Genomic DNA, 22,465 nt, shown 5'->3' with positions numbered 1-22,465 from the left:
TAAATATTTGGAAATAGAAATAAATATAGTGACAGATGTATAGTTTATTCGTTATAATGAAAGATAAGACTTTTAAGGAACGGGAGAATATAAAAATTATGTTTGTAGATCAGGTTAAGATATATGTAAAAGCTGGTAATGGTGGGGACGGTATGGTAGCATTCCGTCGCGAAAAATTTGTACCAAACGGTGGTCCTGCTGGCGGTGACGGTGGTAAAGGAGCAGACGTTGTATTTGTAGTAGATGAAGGTCTGCGTACATTGGTTGATTTCCGCTTTAAACGAATCTTTAAAGCAGAGCACGGCGAACATGGCATGAGTAAAAGTATGCATGGACGCGGCGCAGAAGATTTAGTTGTCAAAGTACCACAAGGAACCATTGTAAAAGATATTGATACGGGTGAGATTATTGCTGATTTAGTCGCACATGGTCAACGCGCAGTTATTGCAAAAGCTGGACGTGGCGGACGTGGTAACAAACGCTTTGCAACACCAGCAAATCCGGCTCCAGAACTTTCTGAAAACGGAGAACCTGGACAAGAACGAAATGTGCAATTAGAACTTAAAGTGTTAGCAGATGTTGGTTTAGTTGGTTTCCCAAGTGTCGGTAAATCAACCCTATTATCTGTTGTTTCTGCTGCGAGACCAAAAATCGCTGCGTATCACTTTACGACGATTGTTCCAAACTTAGGAATGGTTGACGCAGGAGATGGTCGTAGCTTTGTTATGGCCGATTTACCGGGTCTAATTGAAGGCGCTAGTCAAGGTGTTGGTTTAGGGCATCAATTCTTACGTCATATCGAAAGAACACGTGTTATCGTGCATGTCATTGATATGTCGGGCTCAGAAGGACGCGTTCCATACGAAGACTATATGGCTATCAATAATGAACTTGAACAGTACAACTTGCGCCTAATGGAACGTCCACAAATTATTGTAGCTAATAAAATGGATATGCCAGATGCAGAAGAAAATTTAAACGAATTTAAAACAAAAATTGCTGAAGATATTCCGGTATTCCCAATTTCTGCGGTAACAAAAACGGGACTTCGCGAATTACTTCTTGCTATTGCGGATAAATTAGAAACAACTCCAGAATTTCCACTTAATGAAATTTTGGAACAAGAAGACGAAGATACAGTTCTTTACAAATATGTTGCTGAAGAACCTGACTTCGAGATCTCTAGAGAGCCAGACGGTACTTTTGTACTAAGTGGTGCAAAAATTGAACGCTTATTCACGATGACAAACTTCGAGCGCGATGCATCTATTAGTCGTTTTGCTCGTCAGCTTCGTGCAATGGGTGTTGATGAGGCGCTTAGAAAACGTGGTGCTAAAGACGGCGATATCGTTCGCCTGCTTGATTATGAATTTGAATTTATGGATTAAATAAAGTGCTGCGCCAATTAGTTGGCGCACGCTTTTTTCCTAGCTACGATAAAAGGAGAGTTGAAAATGAAAATTGCTTATTTAGGCCCAGCAGCATCTTTTACACACGCGGCAGCAGCAAAGGCTTTTCCAAAAGAAGAGATGATAGCTAAGAGTACGATTCCAGATTGTATTATGGCAATTGAAAAGGAAGACGTGGATGTGGCTGTTGTTCCAATTGAAAATACGATTGAAGGAAGCGTAAATATCACGCTGGACTACTTATTTCATTTTTCAAGTGTCCCTGTAGTAGCGGAGATTGTTCTCCCGATTGCGCAACATTTAATGGTTCATCCAGCACACGTATCCGCTTGGAAATCAGTGCAAAAAGTAATGTCCCACCCACAAGCACTTGCCCAGTGTCATACATTTCTTCAAGCAGAATTATATGGAGTAGAGCGTGAAGTTACACCTTCTACAGCCTATGCTGCAAAATGGGTTAGTAATAATCCGACAGAACTTGTCGCAGCTATTGCACCACGCATGGCGGCGAATGAGTACGGGCTTGAAATCGTCAAAGAAAATGCGCAAGACTTGGAATTAAATCAAACAAGATTTTTTGTTTTAAGTCGTAAACCTGTTTCAATTTTATTACCAAAAGAAGAAGAAAAAACGTCTATTTCTGTTATTTTGCCTAACAATATGCCAGGTGCGTTACATAAAGTCTTATCTACGTTTGCTTGGCGGGATATTGATTTAAGTAAAATCGAATCAAGACCGCTTAAAACCTCATTAGGCGAGTACTTTTTCTTGATTGATGTACTTTCAGAAGGGAAAGAAACGCTCGTAACTAATGCGCTTGATGAAATAACACTTTTAGGTGGAACGGCAAATAAACTTGGAACTTATCACGTTCACCGCTTACAAACGACTTAAATAAAGAGTTATCGCAATTTTTTGCGGTAACTTTTTTATTGCGATTCCTCCCTTTTTACGTTAGAATTTGTAGGAGAAAAGCTTTACTAAATCTAAAAGGAGTGAAATATATGTCAGGACATTCAAAATGGAATAATATTCAAGGTAGAAAAAATGCACAAGATTCTAAGCGTTCCAAAGTATTCCAAAAATTAGCGAGAGAAATTTTTGTTGCAGCGAAAAAAGGTCCTGATCCGAATTTAAACCCGTCACTCCGATTAGTTATGGATAAAGCAAAAGCGGTCAACATGCCGAACGATAATATTAAGCGAGCTATTGATAAAGCTGCTGGTAATACGAGTGGCGAAAATTATGATGAAGTAACCTATGAAGGATATGCGCCGGGAGGAATTGCGGTTCTTGTCCATGCGCTTACAGATAATAAAAATCGTACGAGCACCAATGTTCGTGTAGCTTTTAATAAAAACGGTGGAAGTCTTGGTGAAACCGGTAGTGTGAGCTATATGTTTGATCGTAAAGGTTATCTTGTTATTTTACGCGAAGGTTTAGATGTGGACGAAGAGGAATTCATGCTGGAGGCTATTGAAGCAGGGGCAGATGATGTGGAAGTAAGCGAAGATGTATTTGAAATTTTTACTGATCCGGCTACTTTTCCGGAAGTGAAAGAGGCTTTGCAAGAAGCCGGGTACACTTTTGCTACTGCTGAATTATCCATGTTTCCAACGGTTTATAATGAAGTTGCAGAAAATAATCAAACACAATTTGATAAAATGTTAGAAGCACTTGAAGATGATGATGACGTGCAAGAAGTTTATACGAACGCAGAGATAAATTAAGTCAACACACCCCTTTTTCGGACAATTTGAATAGGGGTGTTTTATATGAATCACTAGGAGGAAGAAAATATGAAACCGCGTAAAGTAATGATAATTGGAGCTGGAAATGTAGGAACAGCTGCAGCACACGCATTTGTTAATCAAAAATTTGTGGAAGAGTTAATTCTTGTAGATTTAAATAAAGAACGTGTAGAAGGGAATCGGAAAGACTTGGCTGATGCAGCTGCATTTATGCCTGGTAAAATGGATATTACTGTTCGTGATGCGAGCGATTGTGCAGATGTAGATATCGCTGTAATCACTGTAACTGCTGGTCCTTTAAAAGAAGGACAAACTCGTTTAGACGAACTGAGAAGTACTTCAAGAATCGTTTCAAGCATTGTGCCCGAGATGATGAAAGGCGGGTTTAATGGTATTTTCTTAATCGCGACGAATCCGTGTGATATCATCACATACCAAGTGTGGAAATTGTCCGGTTTACCAAGAGAACGAGTACTCGGAACGGGGGTATGGCTTGATACAACAAGGTTACGCCGTTTACTCGCAGAAAAACTAGATATTGCTGCTCAAAGTATCGATGCTTTTATCCTTGGTGAGCACGGAGATTCTCAATTCCCCGTGTGGTCCCATTCATCTATTTATGGTAAACCAGTGAATGAATATAGTGTGGAAAAACTAGGCGAGGCACTAGATTTGAAACAAATAGGTGAAACTGCTCGGGATACTGGTTTTGAAATCTACCACCAAAAAGGCTGCACAGAATACGGCATAGGTGGTACGATTGTCGAGATTTGTCGCCATATATTTAGTGGGAGCCAGCGTGCTTTAACGGTGTCTTGTGTGCTCGATGGCGAATACGGAGAAAGTGGTCTAGCTATCGGAGTTCCAGCCGTTTTAAGTCAAAATGGTGTAAAAGAAATCATCTCTTTAAAATTAGATGAGAAAGAAAAAGAAGCATTTGCGAATTCTGTGGCGGTTATTAAAAAAAGTATTCAATCTATTTAAGGTGTCAATAATATTATTATGTAAACTAAATAAGCGTTTCTTTTATAAACAAAAACTAGTACAGACGTTCCGTTTTATGCTATCATATAATGTATGACGTGAAATGAAGAGAGGACGAATAAATTGTACGATTACATAAAAGGAACCGTTACGACGATTACACCCGAATATATTGTTGTCGAGGCAGGACAAATCGGCTATCAAATAATTACAGGAAACCCGTTTTCCTTTCAACGATTAGAAGGTACAGAAGCGCAAGTCTTTTTGTATCAACATGTGCGGGAGGATAATATTTCTCTATTCGGTTTTCAAACAACAGAAGAACGTTATTTATTCAAAAAATTATTGAGTGTTTCGGGCATTGGACCAAAAAGCGCGCTAGCTATTATTGCTTCAGGCGATGTCGTTCCACTGATTTCTGCTATTGAATCCGAAGACGATGTTTATTTAACCAAATTTCCAAGCGTTGGTAAAAAAACAGCACGCCAAATCATTCTTGATTTGAAAGGCAAACTAGCTGATGTTGTCGCGAGCGAAATTGTTTATGTTGCTCCAGAAAACGATATGGTTGCTGGACTTTCTCCGCAATTAGAAGAAGCTGTATTAGCTTTAGAAGCGCTCGGTTATAGCACGCGAGAACTAAAAAAAGTAATACCAAAATTGTCAAAAGAAGAAGACCTAACAAGCGACGCATATATCAAGCTAGCACTACAATTAATGACAAAATAGAGAGGAGCTTGTGGCATGGATGAACGAATTATTTCAAGTGAAACGGTAGACGCAGAAGAAGTATCTTTTGAAACTAGTTTGCGGCCACAGAACCTTTCACAATATATTGGGCAAGACAAAGTAAAGAATAATTTAACAGTTTTTATAGAAGCTGCCACACTCCGGAATGAAGCCTTGGATCACGTGCTTTTATACGGACCTCCAGGGCTTGGTAAAACAACGCTTGCAATGGTTATTGCAGCTGAAATGGGGAGTCAAATTAAAACAACGAGTGGACCAGCAATTGAACGACCAGGTGACTTGGCGACAATTTTAACAAGCCTTGAGCCAGGGGATGTTTTATTTATTGATGAAATCCATCGTTTATCGAGAGCGATTGAAGAAATTTTATATCCGGCAATGGAAGATTATTGTTTGGATATTGTGATTGGAACAGGTCCAACTGCGCGCTCTGTTCGTCTAGACTTACCACCATTTACATTGATTGGAGCTACCACACGAGCGGGACTTTTATCGGCACCACTCAGAGATCGTTTTGGCGTAATTGACCACTTGGAATTTTATACAGAAGAGCAGTTAACAGAAATTGTACTCAGAACTTCGAATATATTAGATACAAAGATTGATGATCTTGGTGCACGTGAAATAGCTAGACGTTCAAGAGGAACCCCACGGATTGCCAATCGTTTATTAAAACGGGTACGTGATTTCGCGCAAGTTCGAGGAAACGGAACGGTAACAGAAAAGCTAGCGAAAGAAGCACTTACTTTGCTTCAAGTAGATCCAAGAGGATTAGATACCATTGACCAAAAATTGCTCCACACAATTATCCAATCATTTAGAGGCGGTCCAGTTGGACTGGATACAATCGCTGCAAGTATTGGAGAAGAACGAGAAACCATTGAAGATATGCAAGAACCATATTTACTACAAATCGGTTTTCTACAAAGGACGCCGCGCGGAAGAATCGCAACTGAAACGGCGTATAACCATTTAGGAATAAGTTATGAAAAAGAGGTATAAAGCATGAAAGTAGAAGATTTCGATTTTGATTTACCAGAAGAATTAATCGCACAAACCCCACTATTAGACCGGACTTCAAGCCGGCTAATGGTGCTTGATAAAAAGTCAGGTGACATAAAAGACCAACATTTCACTGATATTATCAGCTATTTAAACGAAGGGGATGCACTAGTATTAAATGACACACGTGTTCTCCCAGCAAGGCTGCATGGTATTAAAGATGAAACTGGCGCGCACATTGAAGTGCTCCTTTTGAAACAAAAAGAAGGCAATGCATGGGAAACTTTAGTAAAACCTGCCAAAAGAATTCGAAAAGGTGCTACCATTACTTTTGGTGATGGTGCTTTAAAAGCGATTTGCTTGGAAGAGCTCGAGCATGGTGGTCGGATTTTAGAATTTTCTTATGAAGGCATTTTTTATGAAGTTTTAGAACAACTTGGCGAGATGCCACTTCCACCATACATTAAAGAACAACTTGCTGATCAGGATCGTTATCAAACCGTCTATGCGAAAGAGAATGGTTCAGCAGCAGCGCCGACAGCGGGCCTTCATTTTACAGAAGATTTACTGGCGAAAATTAGCGCAAAAGGTGTAGAAATCATTTTCGTGACGCTTCATGTAGGGCTCGGAACATTCCGCCCAGTGGACGTAGAAGATACTACCAATCATAAAATGCATTCTGAATTTTATCGTTTAACAGAAGAATCTGCTGAGCGAATTAATAAAATCAAAGCACAAGGCGGAAAAGTTGTTGCAGTTGGAACGACTTCTATCCGAACATTAGAAACAATTGCGAGTCGTCATGACGGCAAACTAGTGGCTGAATCAGGTTGGACAGAGATCTTCATTTCCCCAGGGTATACTTTTCAGGCAGTAGATGCACTAATAACGAATTTCCATTTACCAAAATCAACATTAATTATGCTCGTGTCTGCTTTATCGGACCGCACGAAAATTTTAGCAGCCTATAATCATGCTGTAGAAGAACAATATCGCTTCTTTAGTTTTGGCGATGCCATGTTTATTCATTAAATTGCGAAAAAATTAATAGAAAAGCTTGTTTTCATTGGTAATTTTCGTTATGCTAGTGAATAGAGTAAATAAGAAAGAGGTAACACATGTCTGCCATTCGTTATGAACTAATTAAAACAGATAAACAAACAGGTGCTCGTCTTGGTAAAATCCATACACCGCACGGCACATTTGATACACCTATGTTTATGCCAGTTGGCACGCTTGCGACGGTAAAAACAATGTCACCCGAAGAATTAAAAGCCATGGGTGCAGGTATTATTTTAAGCAATACGTATCATTTATGGTTGCGTCCTGGAGAAGAACTTATCCGAGAAGCGGGCGGACTACATAAATTTATGAACTGGGATCAACCAATCTTAACGGATTCAGGTGGTTTTCAGGTGTTTAGTTTGAGTAAAATGCGTGATATCAAAGAAGAAGGCGTTCATTTCCGTAACCATTTAAACGGAGACAAACTTTTCCTATCACCAGAAAAAGCGATTCAAATTCAAAATGCGCTTGGATCTGACATCATGATGAGTTTTGACGAATGTCCACCATATCCAGCGTCGCATGAATATATGAAGAAATCAGTAGAAAGAACATCTCGCTGGGCTGAACGTGGCTTAAAAGCGCACGTTAGACCAGAAGACCAAGGTTTGTTCGGTATCGTCCAAGGTGGAGCTTACGAAGATTTACGTGCGCAAAGTGCGAAAGATCTGGTATCTCTAGATTTCCCTGGATACTCAATTGGTGGATTGTCTGTTGGTGAACCAAAAGACGTGATGAATCGCGTTTTGGAACACACGACACCACTACTACCAGCTAATAAACCACGTTATCTAATGGGAGTAGGTTCGCCTGACTCATTGATTGATGGCGTAATTCGAGGAGTGGACATGTTTGACTGTGTTCTTCCCACACGTATTGCACGAAATGGTACTTGTATGACATCTAGTGGTCGCTTAGTTATTAAAAATGCTAAGTTTACCCATGATTTCCGTCCAATTGATGAAAATTGTGACTGTTATACTTGTAAAAATTACTCACGTGCATACATTCGACACTTGATTCGTTGTGAGGAAACATTTGGAATTCGACTTACAACTTATCATAATCTTCATTTTCTGTTAAACTTAATGAAGCAAGTTCGTGGCGCTATTATGGAAGATCGTCTTGCTGATTTTAGGGAAGAATTTTTTGAGCAATATGGATTCAATCGTCCTGATGCAAAAAATTTCTAAATATATATAAAGTATCGAAAGGAGTTGGAAAATATGGGCGGTATTGTAACATTTATACCAATTATCTTGATGATCGTTTTGTTTTACTTCTTATTAATCAGACCTCAACAAAAACGTCAAAAAGAAGTACAAAATATGCAAAGTAGTTTAGCAAAAGGTGATAAAATTATTACTATTGGTGGACTTCACGGTATTGTTGAAGCAATTGAAGATGGCACAGTCATTTTGAAATGCGGAAACAGCAAATTAACTTTTGACCGTAACGCAATCAGAACTGTACTTGAAAAAGGTAATGCAGTTTCTAATCCAGTTGTAGCAGAAACAACTTCTGATGACACTGAAGTTGTAGAAGACAACAAATAATACTTGAAATAAAAATGCCATTTCCCTTTAAACGGTGAAATGGCATTTTTTAACCATAAAAATAGAGCTTATACTTCCCATTTAAGCTTTTTTTAGATAAAATGGGAATATGCTTATTGTTTAAGAAAGGGGACGACTTGATATGGATACATTTTCGGAATGGTATGAAGATTTAGCGCCAGCGATTTCAATAAAAGTGGAAGATTTTCATATTTTAGGTTACCGAGAAATCAAGGCAAGCCACATTTGGGCATTTTTAACAGAAGAAAAGTGGAAGAATGAACCAACCCCTGCTTTGCATGAACGTATAAATGATGTTATGCAAATGAATATTGGACAATTAATGCAATTTATTATGACAACAGCTGAACAAGAATCTAATAACCATGTTTCTCAAGCAGATAGTATGCTTCAACCAAATGTGGAAGATTAACAGCCTGTTAGCAAATGCTTGGGTTTCATACATAAAATAGAAGTATTTGTTGTTAGACTGGGATTTGTTATGGTTTAGATGAGGGAGGAACGAAACAGAAATGGTAAAAAAGAGTAAGATAGTTATTTTCTTTCTAGTAGTTGCAATTATCTTTGGTGCTGTATTTGGTACCGCAAAAATGGTTATGCAAAACATCAACCTAGGCTTGGATCTTCAAGGGGGATTCGAAGTTCTATATGAAGTTTCACCAGCTGATGGCAAAGGAACTGTATCCAAACAAACATTGACAGATACGGTAACTTCACTCGACAAGCGTATCAATTCATTAGGTGTAGCTGAACCAAGTATTCAAATCGAAGGGGATAACCGTATTCGTGTTCAACTTGCTGGGGTAACTGATCAGGAAGAAGCACGAAAAATGCTATCAACCACAGCCCAATTATCATTTAGAGATGCAAATGACAAGATGATGATGAATGGTAGTGACTTAGTTGCGGGCGGTGCCAAACAAGCTTTCGATTCAAGCAACAACCCAATCGTTACGCTAAAACTAAAAAGTGCAGATAAATTTGCTAGTGTAACAAAAACAATACTAGCGGAAGCGCCTGACAATCAATTAGTTATTTGGTTAGATTGGAAAGAAGGACAAAAATACAAAACAGAACGCGAGAAGAAAGACCCAGCTTACTTATCAGCACCAAACGTTAGTAGCGTGCTTGATACAGATAAAGTAGAAATTTCCGGAAGTTTCACAACGGAAGAAGCAAAAGATTTAGCTGATTTGCTAAACTCTGGTGCACTCCCTGTTAAAATGAAAGAAGTTTACTCGACATCTGTTGGTGCTCAATTTGGGCAAGATGCGTTACAAGAAACAATTTTAGCTGGTATTATTGGGGTCATTGCTATCTTTATTTTCATGATGGCAGTTTACCGTTTACCAGGCGTTATTGCTTGTATCACTTTAGTTGCATACACTTATTTAGTACTATTAATACTGAGTCTGCTTAACGCAACACTTACTTTACCAGGGATTGCAGGTTTGATTCTGGGGATAGGTATGGCTGTTGACGCGAACGTAATAACCTACGAGCGGATAAAAGAAGAAATCAAAGTCGGTAGGTCGACGAAAGCGGCTTTTGAGGTCGGCGGTAAAGAAGCATTCCGTGCGATTTTAGATGGTAACTTGACGACACTTATCGTAGCTGCGGTTCTCTTCTACTTTGGAACAAGCTCCATCAAAGGTTTTGCTACGGTTCTAATCATTAGTATTTTAGTCAGCTTCTTGACAGCCGTTTGGGGATCAAGATTCTTATTAGGCTTATTAGTGAAAAGTAATTGGCTTAACAATAAACCAGGATTCTTTGCAGTTAAACGAAAAGATATTCATAATTTACATGAGGGAATTAATAGCTTTAGCTTAAAAACACACTTTGATCGCTTTGATTTTGTAAAACATCATCGTCTGTTCTTATCTATTTTTGCTGCAATTGTTATTGTCGGTATTGTTATTCTCTCCATATTTAGGCTAAATCTAGGTATTGACTTTGCCAGTGGGACACGAGCGGAAGTAACAGCTAATCAAACGCTGACAGAAACGCAAATTAAGAAAGATTTAGATGCGATTGATATGCCATCGGATGATATTGTTTTCCAAGGATCAGGGTCTAAAACAGCCGTTGTTTCTTATAAAGGGACATTATCACAAAATGATGTAGCTAAATTTAAAAACTATTTTGAGGACAAGTATAAGCACGAACCAAGCATTAGTACCGTTTCACCAACTGTCGGTAAAGAACTTGCCAAAAATGGCTTCTGGGCACTCGGTGTGGCGTCTGTGCTGATTGTACTTTATATTGCAGTCCGGTTTGAATTTTATATGGGTATTGCGGCGATTCTGTCCTTACTATTCGACGCATTTATCATCTTCATATTCTTCAGTGTAACAAGGCTGGAGGTTGACTTAACCTTCATTGCCGCGGTGCTGACGGTTATCGGTTATTCCATTAATGACACGATAGTCACCGCCGACCGGATACGGGATATTAGTATGAAGATGCAACGTTTCAAAACGAAAGAAGAAATTGCGAATGCGGTTAATAAAGCATTACGCCAAACATTCACTCGTTCAATTAATACCATTTTAACGGTTATTTTCACCGTACTGGCACTTGTACTATTTGGTAGTGAGTCTATTCTGAACTTCTCCATCGCCTTACTTGTTGGACTTGTTTCGAGTGTATTCTCCTCCATCTTTATGGCAATGCAATTGTGGTACGTATTCAAAGCACGACAACTACGAAAAAAAGGCCCAATTAGCACAGTTAAAAAGAAAAAACCACGTAATAACGGGCAACCTGTCGTATAAAAACGAACGGCCGAATTTCATAAAAAGAGATTCGGTCGTTTTTAATAGCCTAGAAACGGGTAAATAATAAGATAATTGTGCAAGGAGGAGAAAAAACATGAAAGAAAATAAAGTACAGTGGCAAGTAATTGCGGGGATTATTTTAGCACTCATTATTGCTATTTTTGCAGTTATTAATGTAGATCCAGTAGAAGTAAACTTTTTATTTGCGCAAGCGGAGTGGCCATTAATTTTAATTATTTTAGGCTCTGTTCTTTGTGGTTGTTTAATTATCTTTTTCTTAAATATCGCGAAATCGCGTGGAATGAAGAAACAAGTAAAACAATTAACATCCGAAAAAGCAGAATTAGAACGCCAACTAGCAGCTGCTAAAGCAATGAAAACTCATTCATCTAAAGTAGAAACACGTGATACAGAAAATGTGGTAGACACAACTAAATAAAAAATGGGACGCTGACAAAATATGTTGGCGTTTTTTGTTAGAAGATTCCTCTTGGTTTTTCTAGTGATTTTCGATATAATAGGAAGGTTGAGAGGTGGGGTAATGTGATTCATTCAAAATACTTATGGAATATCGAGGGAGCGGCGGAAGACAAAGCAAGCCAATTAGCAGAACAGCTAAAAATTTCGCTTCCACTTGCAAAACTACTTTGGAAAAGAAAAATTACAACGCAAGGACAATTCGATAAATTTTTCCACCCAGAAAAATATGAAAGCTATGACCCATTTTTATTTGCTGAAATGGATCTTGCGGTTGCTAGAATTAAGCGAGCGATAGAACTAAATGAGCAGATTTTAGTTTACGGAGATTATGATGCAGATGGAGTTACTAGTATTGCCGTTTTAATGAAAACACTGCGGCATTTAGGAGCAAATGCTGAATTTTATATTCCTAATCGTTTTACGGAAGGTTATGGTCCAAATATCACTGCTTTTGATATGGCTAAAAACCAAGGAACGGATTTAATTATTACGGTTGATAATGGTATTGCGGCGCTTGAAGTAATGACGCATGCCAAAGAGATTGGTTTAGATGTTATTGTGACGGATCACCATGAACCACGGGAAGTTATGCCGGAAGCTGTTGCAGTAATTCATCCGAAGCATCCTAAGTCAGCTTATCCTTTTGATGAATTAGCGGGTGTGGGTGTTGCTTATAAGTTATCGCATGCATTACTTGGAGAAGAACCGAAAGAATTGCTTGATTTAGTTGCAGTTGGAACGGTGGCAGATTTAGTTTCTTTAACAGATGAAAATCGCTTACTTGTCCAACTTGGATTGCGCCAATTGCGCGAATCCGCGAACCTTGGACTTTCAGTGTTAGCTAAAAAAGCTAGTTTGAAGTTAGAAGAGGCTACGGAAGAAACTATTGGCTTTGGTTTAGCTCCACGACTGAATGCTGTTGGTCGTTTAGGCCCAGCAGATCCAGCGGCGGATTTACTTTTAACAGAGGATCCAGAAGAAGCACTTTTCTTAGCAGAAGAAATTGATGATGCGAATAAAGAACGTAAACAAATAGTTGTTGATACAACGAAGCTCGCGATGGAGGCAATTGAGGCAAAAGAAACATTAGGAAATGTGCTCGTTGTTTACGGAGAGGGTTGGAATACAGGGATTTTAGGGATAGTTGCTTCTAAATTAGTTGGAACATATTCTCGTCCGGCGATTGTACTAGGAATTGATCCAGTTACTGGAATTGCCAAAGGATCTGGTCGAAGCGTCGATGCATTTCATTTGTATCAAGCGCTTGATAAACATCGTGATTTAATGACTGCATTTGGTGGGCATCCAATGGCTGCGGGTCTTACATTGCCCGCTGAAAATCTAACAGAATTAGAAGCTAAATTACAAGAAGAAGCGAGTTTTCTTTCTGAAGAAGATTTCCGCCCAGCCTTGAAAATAGAAGAGAAAATAAATATTGCGGATGTTTCCGTAGCATTTATTGCTCAACTTGAAAAATTAGCTCCTTTTGGAATGGATAACCCTAAACCAATTTTCTTGTTAGAAAATATGCATTTAAAAGGAACGAAAAGAATTGGGGCAGATAAAACCCATTTAAAAACAATGCTTGCTACAGAGGAAAATGATGCCACTTTAGATTCTATCGGATTTGGTGTAGGCGATTTGGTAGAAAAAATTTCTCCAAATGCAGCCGTGGACGTGGTTGGGGAATTATCCATCAATGAATGGAATAATGTGAAAAAACCACAACTACGCATGATGGACATTCACATCTCGCATTGGCAACTTTTCGATGTACGTAATAAATCTGAGTGGGCTAGGATTCTCCAAGAACAAACAGAATCAAGAGTTTTTGTTTGTTTTGAAGAAAGAACGATTGGCACGCTTGGAGAAAAAAACTATATTTTAGTGGATGAAAAAGCTGATTTTACGGCGGATTTCCAGACAGAAGAACTTGTTTTTGCGGATATGCCAACGAAGACTGAATTAGTGGAAACGATTGTTCGTGAAACGAAACCAGAGCGTATTTTTGTCCATTTTGATGCAGCAGAGGGGAATCAAATTCCAGCAATTCCAGACCGGTTAGCCTTTGCTGAGCTATATAGTCTCATCAAAAAATTCCAACCATTTCCAATTGAAAAGTACACACCACGGCTAATGCAAAAGTTTGGCTGGAATAAAGAGCAAATAGATTTCATGTCAAAGGTGTTTTTTGATTTAGAATTTGCTAAAATGGAAAGTGGTCAGATTATTATTAATGAAGTTGTTGAAAAACGTAATCTGGACGAATCACTTGTTTATCAACAAAAGGTAGAAGAAATAACTACAAGAAAAAAACTGTTGTACTCTAACTATACGGAACTTCATAGTTGGATGGAATCAATGATGGAAACATCAATTTACCCGAATGCGGAGGAACTAGAAAATGGAAATTAAAGATTTACAAGATTATGTAGCGATTGTGAACGATTGGCCCAAAAAAGGGATTGTATTTAAAGACATCACACCCCTTATGAATGACGGAGAAGCATATCGTTTTGCTACAGATAAAATTGTGGAATACGCAAAAGAATTAAAAATTGATATTATTGTTGGACCAGAAGCACGTGGCTTTATTATCGGCTGCCCAGTTGCTTATGCGTTAGGAATTGGTTTTGCGCCTGTTCGTAAACCAGGAAAACTTCCTCGTGAAACAATCGAAATGGAATACGATTTAGAATATGGTACGAATAAATTATCTATGCATAGTGATGCGATTAAACCGGGGCAACGCGTTTTAATTACAGATGATTTACTTGCAACTGGTGGAACAATCGAAGCAACTATCAAACTTGTAGAAGAATTAGGCGGTATTGTTGCTGGTTGTGCTTTCTTAATCGAACTAAAAGAGCTAGAAGGACATAAAAAATTAAATGGTTACGACCGTTTAATCCTTATGCAATTATAAAAATCAAACTACTCCTATTATTTTAGGGGTAGTTTTTTGATTAAAAAGCTGAAAACTGCCAGAAAATGTGAAAAATCAAGGAAAAGTGCTTTCTAAACAAAGACGGCTCATGCTATAATATTAAACAAGAATATTTTTTAGAACACTCAGTTTTTGGGTGTTTTTAAGTTGTATATATGACATGGAGATAAGAGGGTGAATGTAAATGGCGAAAGAACAAAATCTGACAGCTGAGCAGGTCATCGATATGGCTTCTCATTATATGAATCAGGAACATCTAGCGCTCGTAAAAAAAGCGTATGAATTTGCGCGCGATTCTCATAAAGAGCAATTTCGTAAATCAGGTGAGCCGTATATTATTCATCCAATTCAAGTTGCCGGCATTTTAGTCGAATTAAAAATGGATCCATCGACCGTTGCATCTGGATTTTTACATGATGTCGTGGAAGATACGCCAGTCACACTAGCGGATTTAGAAGAAGTTTTTGGCAGTGAAGTTGCCATGCTAGTAGACGGAGTAACGAAACTTGGTAAAATTAAATATAAATCACACGAAGAACAACAAGCTGAAAATCATCGGAAAATGTTCATTGCGATGGCGCAGGATATTCGCGTTATTTTAATCAAACTGGCGGACCGTTTGCATAATATGCGGACATTAAAACATTTGCCCGTGGAAAAACAACGTAGAATTGCGAACGAAACATTAGAAATTTTTGCGCCACTTGCACATCGCTTGGGTATTTCGCGAGTGAAATGGGAGCTGGAAGATACAGCGCTGCGTTATTTAAATCCACAACAATATTATCGCATCGTTCACTTAATGAAACAAAAGCGGGATGCAAGAGAGCGTTATTTGCATGATGTGATTGACGGTGTGAATGAAAATCTAGATGAACTCAATATTCAAGCGGATATTTCTGGAAGACCAAAACATATTTATTCGATTTACCGGAAAATGAGCGAACAAAATAAACAATTTAACGAAATTTATGATTTGTTGGCTGTTCGAATTGTAGTTAGTAGTATCAAGGATTGCTATGCTGTTCTTGGTATTATTCATACGCGCTGGAAACCGATGCCAGGTCGCTTTAAAGATTATATTGCGATGCCGAAGTCGAATATGTATCAATCGATTCACACGACGGTTATAGGGCCTCAAGGAGAACCGCTTGAAGTTCAAATTAGAACGCACGAAATGCACCAAATCGCTGAATACGGGGTTGCGGCACACTGGGCCTATAAAGAAGGCAAAGTGGTTAATTCCAAAACTTCATTCGATAATAAATTAACATGGTTCCGAGAAATTTTAGAATATCAAAATGAATCGGATAATGCGGAAGAGTTTATGGAAAGCTTGAAACTCGACTTATTTTCGGATGTTGTTTACGTATTTACTCCAAAAGGCGATGTGTACGAGTTACCAAATGGCTCTGTACCACTCGATTTTGCTTACCGTGTCCATACCGAAATCGGAAACAAAACAATCGGGGCTAAAATTAACGGAAAAATTGTGACACTCGACTATAAATTAAAAACGGGCGATATTATTGATATTTTAACGTCCAAACATTCTTACGGCCCAAGTCGCGACTGGCTTAAATTAGTTCAAACTTCGCAAGCGCGAAATAAAATTAAACAATTTTTCAAACGACAAGCAAAAGAAGAGAATGTCGAAAAAGGTCGCGATTTAGTTGAGAAAGAAATTAGACAACTTGGATTCGAATCGAAAAAAATTATGACGCCAGAAAATCTTCGTAAATTAGCTGATAAACTAAATTTTTCGCATGAAGATGATTTGTTTGCAGCTGTTGGTTATAATGGCATTACAGCTTTACAAGTAGCTAACCGCTTAACAGAAAAACTTCGAAAAGAACGTGAATTAGAAGCAGAAACAGAGAAGTTATTGACGCAATCAGAAAATAAACCTTCGAATTCAGATGCTAACAATGAGAAACTGAAGATTAAGCATAATGCAGGAGTAGTTGTTCAAGGAGTAGGTAATCTATTGATTCGACTATCCAGATGTTGTAATCCAGTGCCTGGTGATGCTATCGTTGGTTATATTACAAAAGGTCGAGGCATTTCTATACATCGTCAAGATTGCCCAAATGTTCAAGCTATTGAACCAGAGCGGCTGATCGAAGTGGACTGGGAAGATGCTGATTCACAAGCGAAAAATGACTATAATGTAGACATCGAAATTTATGGCTATAATCGTAACGGTTTGCTAAATGATATTCTACAAGTGATTAACAGTCTAACTTCCAATATTAACGGCGTCAATGCTAAGGTTGATAACAACAAGATGGCAACATTAGTGGTCACGCTACAGATTCATAATATTAATCATTTACAACGTGTAGTGGATAAAATAAAACAAATTCCAGATGTTTATACAGTGAGAAGATTAATGAACTAAAGGAGTGGAGAAGCGATGCGTGTACTACTGCAACGGTGTTATGAAGCTTCCGTGAGTGTGGAGGAGGAAGTCATTAGCGAAATAGCTGGAGGTCTTTGTTTATTAGTTGGATTCACCCATAAAGATACCCCAGAAACCGTGGACTATATGGCAAAAAAAATCGTTGGATTACGAATTTTTGAAGATGAATCCGAGAAGATGAATATTTCTTTAGCAGAACGAGGCGGCGCGATTCTTAGCGTTTCCCAGTTCACTTTATACGCTGATGTAAGTAGAGGAAAACGTCCAAGCTTTACAAAATCCGCCCCAGCAGAAAAAGCAGAAACACTGTATGACTTATTTAATCAAAAACTTACAGAAGCGGGTTTTATTGTTGAAACTGGAGTATTTGGCGCAATGATGGATGTGAAAATTGTCAATCACGGTCCAGTAACAATAATGCTCGATTCAGATGAAATGCGTAAATAAAAAAACAATCATTCAGTCTCCTGAATGATTGTTTTTTTTAATTAGAGAAGTAATTAGATAGGCCATCTGTTACTGATTCAGCGATTTGGCTTCTGTATGATGCTGAGTTGATATTACTTTCATCTTTTGCAGAACTTAGATAACCAAGTTCTAGAAGGACTGCGGGTTGAGAATTTTCTCTGACTACATAATAATCGCCGACTCTTGCACCACGATTAGTAGTAGGGAGGTCTTTCCCGAGCGTAGTATTAATACTTTCAGCAAGCGATTTATCACTATTATCATAATAATAAGTTGTTTGCCCGCTTACCCCTTTGCTCGCGTCTTCTAAGCTATCAAAGTGAATACTAATAAACACATCTGCATTATTTTCGGCAGCTATATTTGTTCTTCCTTTTAGAGAGACATATTTATCACTGTTTCTCGTTAGGATTACTTTAGCGCCTCTAGCTTCTAATTTTTGTTTTAATTGTTTTGCTGTCTTCAAAGTCATTTCTTTTTCAATTGTGCCATTTGACCCTTTAGCGCCCGGATCGTTGCCACCGTGTCCGGGGTCAATAACGATGGTTGCTTCGGATAATTTGGTTGTTTTGCTTCGAGGGCTGGATGTTTGACCTTTGTCAGAAACATCGACTACCCAGTTAGCTACATAACCTTCTTCGCCGCTTGTCGTACGTATCTTATACCAGTCACCTTGTACTCCTTGAATAGCGAACCCTTGACCAGAATTTGCTTTTTCGATGACGGCGCCATCACGACTTGGCTTATTTCTAATATTAGTGGAGTCATCGCGAATGGTTACTGTTTGTAGCTCACTTTCATCTACTTTTGTAACAGATTCACGAATCGTTAAGTAATCGGAGCTAACCCATGCGCTTGTACCGTTATATTGGATTTGCGCCCAGCCGTTTTGTTGGCTAGTAACTGTTACTTGATCACCATTATTTAGCAATCCAAGTGCTTTACTTGAGGTACTTGGTTTTTCACGTACATTCAAACCGCCGTCAGAAGAAACGATAGCGACACTGTTACTTGCTGCGCTGACATCAGTGTTTTCTACTAACCAGCTTGCAACCCAACCGCTATTTCCGTTATCTAACTGAACTTTGTACCATTGATTTTCTTCACCGACTACCCGGAGTACTTCATTTTTTCTGGCTTGGCTCGTTACATCATATGCTAAACCAGGACCGCTGCGGACATTCAAGACTTCTGCTTTGACGACTACGGAATTCGCGTTCGCCATTGCTATGGTTGTAAAAATACCTGCTGCAATCAATAAAATGGAGACAACGGTGATAAAAATGAATTTATTCTTCATTTAAAGCTAACACCACCCATATACTCATAAACTTTTATCTGACAGTAAAATGTTACCATAAAATGCGCTTTCATGGAACTAGAAAGTGGTTTTTTATAAAAAAACTGGCAAAATGTTGACTTTTCAGTGTGTTTTTAGTAATCTTAGAATAATTCATATTTAAAACTAGCGACAGAGAAAAGTAAGGAAATCCATGCTATACAGAGAATTTATCCCATTTGGCTGAAAGGATAAAGATAGTCACATTTTCTGAAAAGACACTCTCGAGGTTTCTTGTTGAAAACAGTAAGCAAGAACGTATTCAGGCGTTAACTGACTTAAGTGAGGACTCATTAGTAGTTCTAATTAGGGTGGTACCACGGGTGTAAACAAACTCTCGTCCCTTGTTTTTTATAACAAGTGACGGGGGTTTTTCTTTATATTTTGAAGTGAAAAAGGAGGCTTATGGTGATGGATTTGCAATTACCGAGAGGGACACGAGATATTTTGCCAGAAGAGGTTAGTAAATGGCATTTTTTAGAGACAGAGTTTAAAAAAGTGTGTGAGAACTATCAATATGAAGAAATTAGAACACCTGTTTTTGAACATACAGAATTATTTGAACGCGGGGTTGGTGATTCCACCGATATCGTATCAAAAGAAATGTACACTTTCCAAGATAAGGGTGGCAGAAGTTTAACGCTGAGACCAGAGGGGACCGCTTCTGTTGTTCGTGCTTTTGTTGAGCATAAATTATACGGCGAAGTAAGCCAACCAATCAAAATGTATTATAATGAGCCAATGTTTCGTTATGAACGTCCACAAGGCGGAAGACAACGCCAGTTTACTCAAATGGGCATTGAGGCGCTTGGAAGTGATGATCCTTCTATTGATGTAGAAGTAATTTCACTAGCAATGGAGTTTTTCCGAAAAATTGGTCTAATAAATATTAAATTGGTCATTAATAGTCTTGGTGATAAAGAAAGTCGTCTAAAACACCGGGAAGCCCTGGTTGCGCATTTTGAACCACATATTGATGAATTTTGTGCGGAATGCCAAGTGCGGTTACACAAAAATCCACTGCGTATTTTAGACTGTAAAAAAGATCATGACAATCCACTAATTCAATCGGCACCATCTATTCTGGACTTTTTAAATGAAGAATCTGTTGCCTATTTTGAAAATGTAAAAAAATACTTAAATGCGCTAGAGATTCCGTTTGAAATTGATTCAACGATGGTTCGTGGTTTAGATTATTATAACCATACGACATTTGAAATTATGAGCGTAGAAGAAGGATTTGGTGCGAAAACAACGCTTTGTGGTGGCGGAAGATATCACGGTTTAGTGAGAGAGTTTGGTGGCCCAGATACACCAGGAATGGGCTTTGGTATTGGTGTGGAACGTATTTTACTGGCGCTAGAAAAAGCGGACATCAAAATACCTGCGAAAAAACCGTTAGAGGTTTATGTGATTACAGCGCAACCGGAAGCAGAACTAAAAGCCGTAACACTCGTAAATAAATTAAGACAAAACGGCATTAGTGCAGAAAAAGATTACTTAAAACGTAAATTCAAAGCACAACTAAAAGACGCCAATAGAAAAAATGCCGTATATACCATTATTCTTGGTGAAGAAGAATTACAAACAGGCAATTATCAATTGAAAAATATGGAAACAGGCGAGCAAGAAGCTGTGTCTGAAACAACTATACTAGAAAAATTAATAAACACCAAGGGGGAGAATTAAAATGGAAAAACGTACAAGTTACTGCGGTGAATTAAACGAAGCGCATATTGGTCAAAGTGTTGTCCTTCATGGGTGGGTGCAAAAAAGACGCGACTTAGGTGGTTTAATTTTTATTGATTTACGTGATCGCGAAGGAATTGTCCAAGTTGTTTTCAATCCTGAATTTTCGAAAGAAGCGCTTGAAATCGCTGATAGTGTTCGAAATGAATTTGTTGTTACTATTAAAGGGACAGTCCATGCTCGTGGTGAAAAAGCTATCAATGAAAAATTAGCAACTGGTAAAGTAGAAGTTTTAGCAGAAGAAATTACCATTTTAAATACGTCTAAAACACCACCATTTTATATTGAAGATGGCGTGAATGTTTCGGATGAATTGCGTTTGAAATACCGTTATTTAGACTTACGACGCCCGGAAATGAACAACATTTTCAAAATGCGTCACACGGTAACGAGAACGTTCCGCAATAAGCTGGATGCACTCGGATTCTTTGATATTGAAACACCTTATTTAACGAAAAGTACGCCAGAAGGTGCACGCGATTATCTTGTACCAAGTCGTGTTTACCCTGGTAACTTCTATGCATTGCCACAATCTCCGCAAATTTTAAAACAGTTACTAATGACTGCTGGGTTTGATAAATATTACCAAATCGTACGTTGCTTCCGCGATGAGGATTTGCGCGGTGACCGTCAACCTGAATTTACACAAATCGATTTAGAGACTAGCTTTTTAACGAAAGAAGAAATCCAAGCGATTACGGAAGATATGTTAGTAGATGTAGTGAAAGAAGCGAAAAATATTACTATCGACAAACCGTTTCCTCGTATGACATATAAAGAAGCAATGGATCGTTTTGGCAGTGATAAACCGGATATTCGTTTTGGTTTAGAATTACAAAATGTATCCGATGTCGTAAAAGATGTTGATTTTAAAGTTTTCCAATCCGCAATCGAAAATGGTGGAGAAGTGAAAGCAATCAATGCAAAAGCAGCCGCAGCTAATTTTTCACGCAAAGATTTAGATGCACTAGGTGTTTTTGTTGCTAACTACGGGGCAAAAGGTCTTGCTTGGTTAAAAGTAGAGGCTGGTGAACTGAAAGGCCCGATTGCTAAATTCTTCCCTGAAGAAAAAGCAACAGAACTAAAAGCATCTCTACAAGCAGAAGATGGCGATTTATTACTATTTGCAGCTGATAAAGCAGATATCGTTGCAGCATCACTGGGGGCGCTTCGTAATAAACTTGGTAAAGAGTTAAACTTAATCAATGAAGAAGAACTTGCTTTCTTATGGGTGACTGATTGGCCGTTATTTGAATATGATGAAGAAGCAGGGCGCTATGTATCTGCGCATCATCCATTCACTTTACCAAAAGAAGAAGATATTCCACTTCTTGAAACGGACTCTTCTAAAGTAATGGCAGAAGCTTATGATATCGTATTAAATGGATATGAAATCGGCGGAGGTTCATTACGGATTTATAAAAAAGAAGTGCAAGAATCGATGTTCCGTGCACTTGGCTTTACGGATGAATCAGCGAAAGAACAATTTGGCTTCCTAATGGATGCGTTAGAATATGGTACACCGCCTCATGGTGGTATCGCGCTTGGATTAGATCGTATCGTTATGATCTTAGCTGGCCGAAATAACTTGCGTGACACAATAGCATTCCCTAAAACAGGTAGTGCAGTGGATCCGCTAACAAATGCACCAGGTGAAGTGAGTGAAGCACAGCTAGCAGAGTTGAAACTCGAGACAGTGAAAAAAGAAACAAACTAAAAAAAGAAGGTGAGCGCAAATGCTC

Annotated in this window: 19 protein-coding genes and 1 other annotated feature; of the genes, 18 read left to right on the top strand and 1 reads right to left on the bottom strand. The window is 38.5% G+C overall.

Going from position 1 to position 22,465, the window contains the following annotated elements:
- The first annotated feature begins 98 nt into the window (after nt 1-98).
- From obgE to dtd, 16 genes are all read left to right on the top strand, one after another.
- Entirely contained in the window at nt 99-1,388 is a 1,290-nt protein-coding gene (obgE, locus tag LMOATCC19117_RS07765; RefSeq protein ID WP_003724114.1) for a GTPase ObgE, read from the top strand.
- 66 nt (nt 1,389-1,454) lie between these two features.
- Nucleotides 1,455-2,303, top strand: a complete 849-nt coding sequence (gene pheA, locus LMOATCC19117_RS07760) for a prephenate dehydratase (RefSeq protein WP_003726647.1) — start codon at nt 1,455-1,457, stop codon at nt 2,301-2,303.
- A 110-nt stretch (nt 2,304-2,413) separates the two neighbouring features.
- On the top strand, nt 2,414-3,139 hold the full coding sequence (locus tag LMOATCC19117_RS07755) for a YebC/PmpR family DNA-binding transcriptional regulator (protein WP_003726646.1): 726 nt from the start codon (nt 2,414-2,416) through the stop codon (nt 3,137-3,139).
- 69 nt (nt 3,140-3,208) lie between these two features.
- Nucleotides 3,209-4,144, top strand: coding sequence for an L-lactate dehydrogenase (locus tag LMOATCC19117_RS07750; RefSeq protein WP_003726645.1), 936 nt, complete (start codon nt 3,209-3,211; stop codon nt 4,142-4,144).
- A 123-nt stretch (nt 4,145-4,267) separates the two neighbouring features.
- The gene (gene ruvA, locus LMOATCC19117_RS07745; protein WP_003726644.1) at nt 4,268-4,873 is read left to right on the top strand and encodes a Holliday junction branch migration protein RuvA; all 606 of its coding nucleotides are present in this window, start codon (nt 4,268-4,270) and stop codon (nt 4,871-4,873) included.
- Nucleotides 4,874-4,888: 15 nt separating this feature from the next.
- A complete protein-coding gene (gene ruvB, locus LMOATCC19117_RS07740) occupies nt 4,889-5,896 on the top strand; it encodes a Holliday junction branch migration DNA helicase RuvB (protein WP_003727396.1) in 1,008 nt (335 codons plus the stop codon).
- Nucleotides 5,897-5,899: 3 nt separating this feature from the next.
- Nucleotides 5,900-6,928 carry a tRNA preQ1(34) S-adenosylmethionine ribosyltransferase-isomerase QueA gene (queA, locus tag LMOATCC19117_RS07735; protein WP_003731160.1) on the top strand — a complete coding sequence of 343 codons (1,029 nt, stop codon included), beginning with the start codon at nt 5,900-5,902 and terminating at the stop codon, nt 6,926-6,928.
- A gap of 86 nt (nt 6,929-7,014) precedes the next feature.
- Entirely contained in the window at nt 7,015-8,154 is a 1,140-nt protein-coding gene (gene tgt / locus LMOATCC19117_RS07730) for a tRNA guanosine(34) transglycosylase Tgt (protein ID WP_003723534.1), read from the top strand.
- Nucleotides 8,155-8,187: 33 nt separating this feature from the next.
- Nucleotides 8,188-8,517: a preprotein translocase subunit YajC gene (gene yajC / locus LMOATCC19117_RS07725; protein ID WP_003723533.1), complete on the top strand. Its 330-nt coding sequence runs from the start codon at nt 8,188-8,190 to the stop codon at nt 8,515-8,517.
- Nucleotides 8,518-8,659: 142 nt separating this feature from the next.
- Nucleotides 8,660-8,950, top strand: a complete 291-nt coding sequence (locus LMOATCC19117_RS07720) for a post-transcriptional regulator (RefSeq protein WP_003726595.1) — start codon at nt 8,660-8,662, stop codon at nt 8,948-8,950.
- A 100-nt stretch (nt 8,951-9,050) separates the two neighbouring features.
- The gene (gene secDF, locus LMOATCC19117_RS07715; protein ID WP_003734333.1) at nt 9,051-11,315 is read left to right on the top strand and encodes a protein translocase subunit SecDF; all 2,265 of its coding nucleotides are present in this window, start codon (nt 9,051-9,053) and stop codon (nt 11,313-11,315) included.
- A 97-nt stretch (nt 11,316-11,412) separates the two neighbouring features.
- The gene (locus tag LMOATCC19117_RS07710) at nt 11,413-11,757 is read left to right on the top strand and encodes a LapA family protein (RefSeq protein WP_003726593.1); all 345 of its coding nucleotides are present in this window, start codon (nt 11,413-11,415) and stop codon (nt 11,755-11,757) included.
- 104 nt (nt 11,758-11,861) lie between these two features.
- The gene (gene recJ, locus LMOATCC19117_RS07705; protein WP_003734332.1) at nt 11,862-14,213 is read left to right on the top strand and encodes a single-stranded-DNA-specific exonuclease RecJ; all 2,352 of its coding nucleotides are present in this window, start codon (nt 11,862-11,864) and stop codon (nt 14,211-14,213) included.
- Nucleotides 14,203-14,724: an adenine phosphoribosyltransferase gene (locus tag LMOATCC19117_RS07700; protein WP_003727399.1), complete on the top strand. Its 522-nt coding sequence runs from the start codon at nt 14,203-14,205 to the stop codon at nt 14,722-14,724. The genes recJ and LMOATCC19117_RS07700 overlap by 11 nt, the downstream gene beginning before the upstream one ends.
- 205 nt (nt 14,725-14,929) lie before the next feature.
- Nucleotides 14,930-17,146, top strand: a complete 2,217-nt coding sequence (locus tag LMOATCC19117_RS07695; RefSeq protein ID WP_003727400.1) for a RelA/SpoT family protein — start codon at nt 14,930-14,932, stop codon at nt 17,144-17,146.
- Nucleotides 17,147-17,161: 15 nt separating this feature from the next.
- Entirely contained in the window at nt 17,162-17,614 is a 453-nt protein-coding gene (dtd, locus tag LMOATCC19117_RS07690) for a D-aminoacyl-tRNA deacylase (protein WP_003731162.1), read from the top strand.
- A gap of 37 nt (nt 17,615-17,651) precedes the next feature.
- Here the strand turns inward: dtd and LMOATCC19117_RS07685 are convergent, their stop codons facing one another.
- Nucleotides 17,652-18,935: an N-acetylmuramoyl-L-alanine amidase gene (locus LMOATCC19117_RS07685; RefSeq protein WP_003726769.1), complete on the bottom strand. Its 1,284-nt coding sequence runs from the start codon at nt 18,933-18,935 to the stop codon at nt 17,652-17,654.
- Nucleotides 18,936-19,094: 159 nt separating this feature from the next.
- Nucleotides 19,095-19,322, top strand: a binding site (T-box leader).
- Between the two features lie 63 nt (nt 19,323-19,385).
- Here LMOATCC19117_RS07685 and hisS point away from each other — a divergent pair.
- On the top strand, nt 19,386-20,663 hold the full coding sequence (hisS, locus tag LMOATCC19117_RS07680; protein WP_003726853.1) for a histidine--tRNA ligase: 1,278 nt from the start codon (nt 19,386-19,388) through the stop codon (nt 20,661-20,663).
- A 1-nt stretch (nt 20,664) separates the two neighbouring features.
- Nucleotides 20,665-22,440 carry an aspartate--tRNA ligase gene (gene aspS, locus LMOATCC19117_RS07675; protein ID WP_003727403.1) on the top strand — a complete coding sequence of 592 codons (1,776 nt, stop codon included), beginning with the start codon at nt 20,665-20,667 and terminating at the stop codon, nt 22,438-22,440.
- The last annotated feature ends 25 nt before the right edge of the window (nt 22,441-22,465 follow it).

It is taken from the genome of Listeria monocytogenes ATCC 19117 (genome assembly GCF_000307025.1).
Lineage (GTDB): Bacteria > Bacillota > Bacilli > Lactobacillales > Listeriaceae > Listeria > Listeria monocytogenes_B.
This window is presented reverse-complemented; position numbering and strand designations above follow the sequence as displayed.

Excerpts from the sequence above, each read along its gene's own strand:
- obgE (WP_003724114.1), top strand. The coding sequence starts at position 99 with ATGTTTGTAGATCAGGTTAAGATATATGTAAAAGCTGGTAATGGTGGG.
- pheA (WP_003726647.1), top strand. The coding sequence starts at position 1,455 with ATGAAAATTGCTTATTTAGGCCCAGCAGCATCTTTTACACACGCGGCA.
- LMOATCC19117_RS07755 (WP_003726646.1), top strand. The coding sequence starts at position 2,414 with ATGTCAGGACATTCAAAATGGAATAATATTCAAGGTAGAAAAAATGCA.
- LMOATCC19117_RS07750 (WP_003726645.1), top strand. The coding sequence starts at position 3,209 with ATGAAACCGCGTAAAGTAATGATAATTGGAGCTGGAAATGTAGGAACA.
- ruvB (WP_003727396.1), top strand. The coding sequence starts at position 4,889 with ATGGATGAACGAATTATTTCAAGTGAAACGGTAGACGCAGAAGAAGTA.
- queA (WP_003731160.1), top strand. The coding sequence starts at position 5,900 with ATGAAAGTAGAAGATTTCGATTTTGATTTACCAGAAGAATTAATCGCA.
- tgt (WP_003723534.1), top strand. The coding sequence starts at position 7,015 with ATGTCTGCCATTCGTTATGAACTAATTAAAACAGATAAACAAACAGGT.
- yajC (WP_003723533.1), top strand. The coding sequence starts at position 8,188 with ATGGGCGGTATTGTAACATTTATACCAATTATCTTGATGATCGTTTTG.
- LMOATCC19117_RS07720 (WP_003726595.1), top strand. The coding sequence starts at position 8,660 with ATGGATACATTTTCGGAATGGTATGAAGATTTAGCGCCAGCGATTTCA.
- secDF (WP_003734333.1), top strand. The coding sequence starts at position 9,051 with ATGGTAAAAAAGAGTAAGATAGTTATTTTCTTTCTAGTAGTTGCAATT.
- LMOATCC19117_RS07710 (WP_003726593.1), top strand. The coding sequence starts at position 11,413 with ATGAAAGAAAATAAAGTACAGTGGCAAGTAATTGCGGGGATTATTTTA.
- LMOATCC19117_RS07700 (WP_003727399.1), top strand. The coding sequence starts at position 14,203 with ATGGAAATTAAAGATTTACAAGATTATGTAGCGATTGTGAACGATTGG.
- LMOATCC19117_RS07695 (WP_003727400.1), top strand. The coding sequence starts at position 14,930 with ATGGCGAAAGAACAAAATCTGACAGCTGAGCAGGTCATCGATATGGCT.
- dtd (WP_003731162.1), top strand. The coding sequence starts at position 17,162 with ATGCGTGTACTACTGCAACGGTGTTATGAAGCTTCCGTGAGTGTGGAG.
- LMOATCC19117_RS07685 (WP_003726769.1), bottom strand. The coding sequence starts at position 18,935 with ATGAAGAATAAATTCATTTTTATCACCGTTGTCTCCATTTTATTGATT.
- hisS (WP_003726853.1), top strand. The coding sequence starts at position 19,386 with ATGGATTTGCAATTACCGAGAGGGACACGAGATATTTTGCCAGAAGAG.
- aspS (WP_003727403.1), top strand. The coding sequence starts at position 20,665 with ATGGAAAAACGTACAAGTTACTGCGGTGAATTAAACGAAGCGCATATT.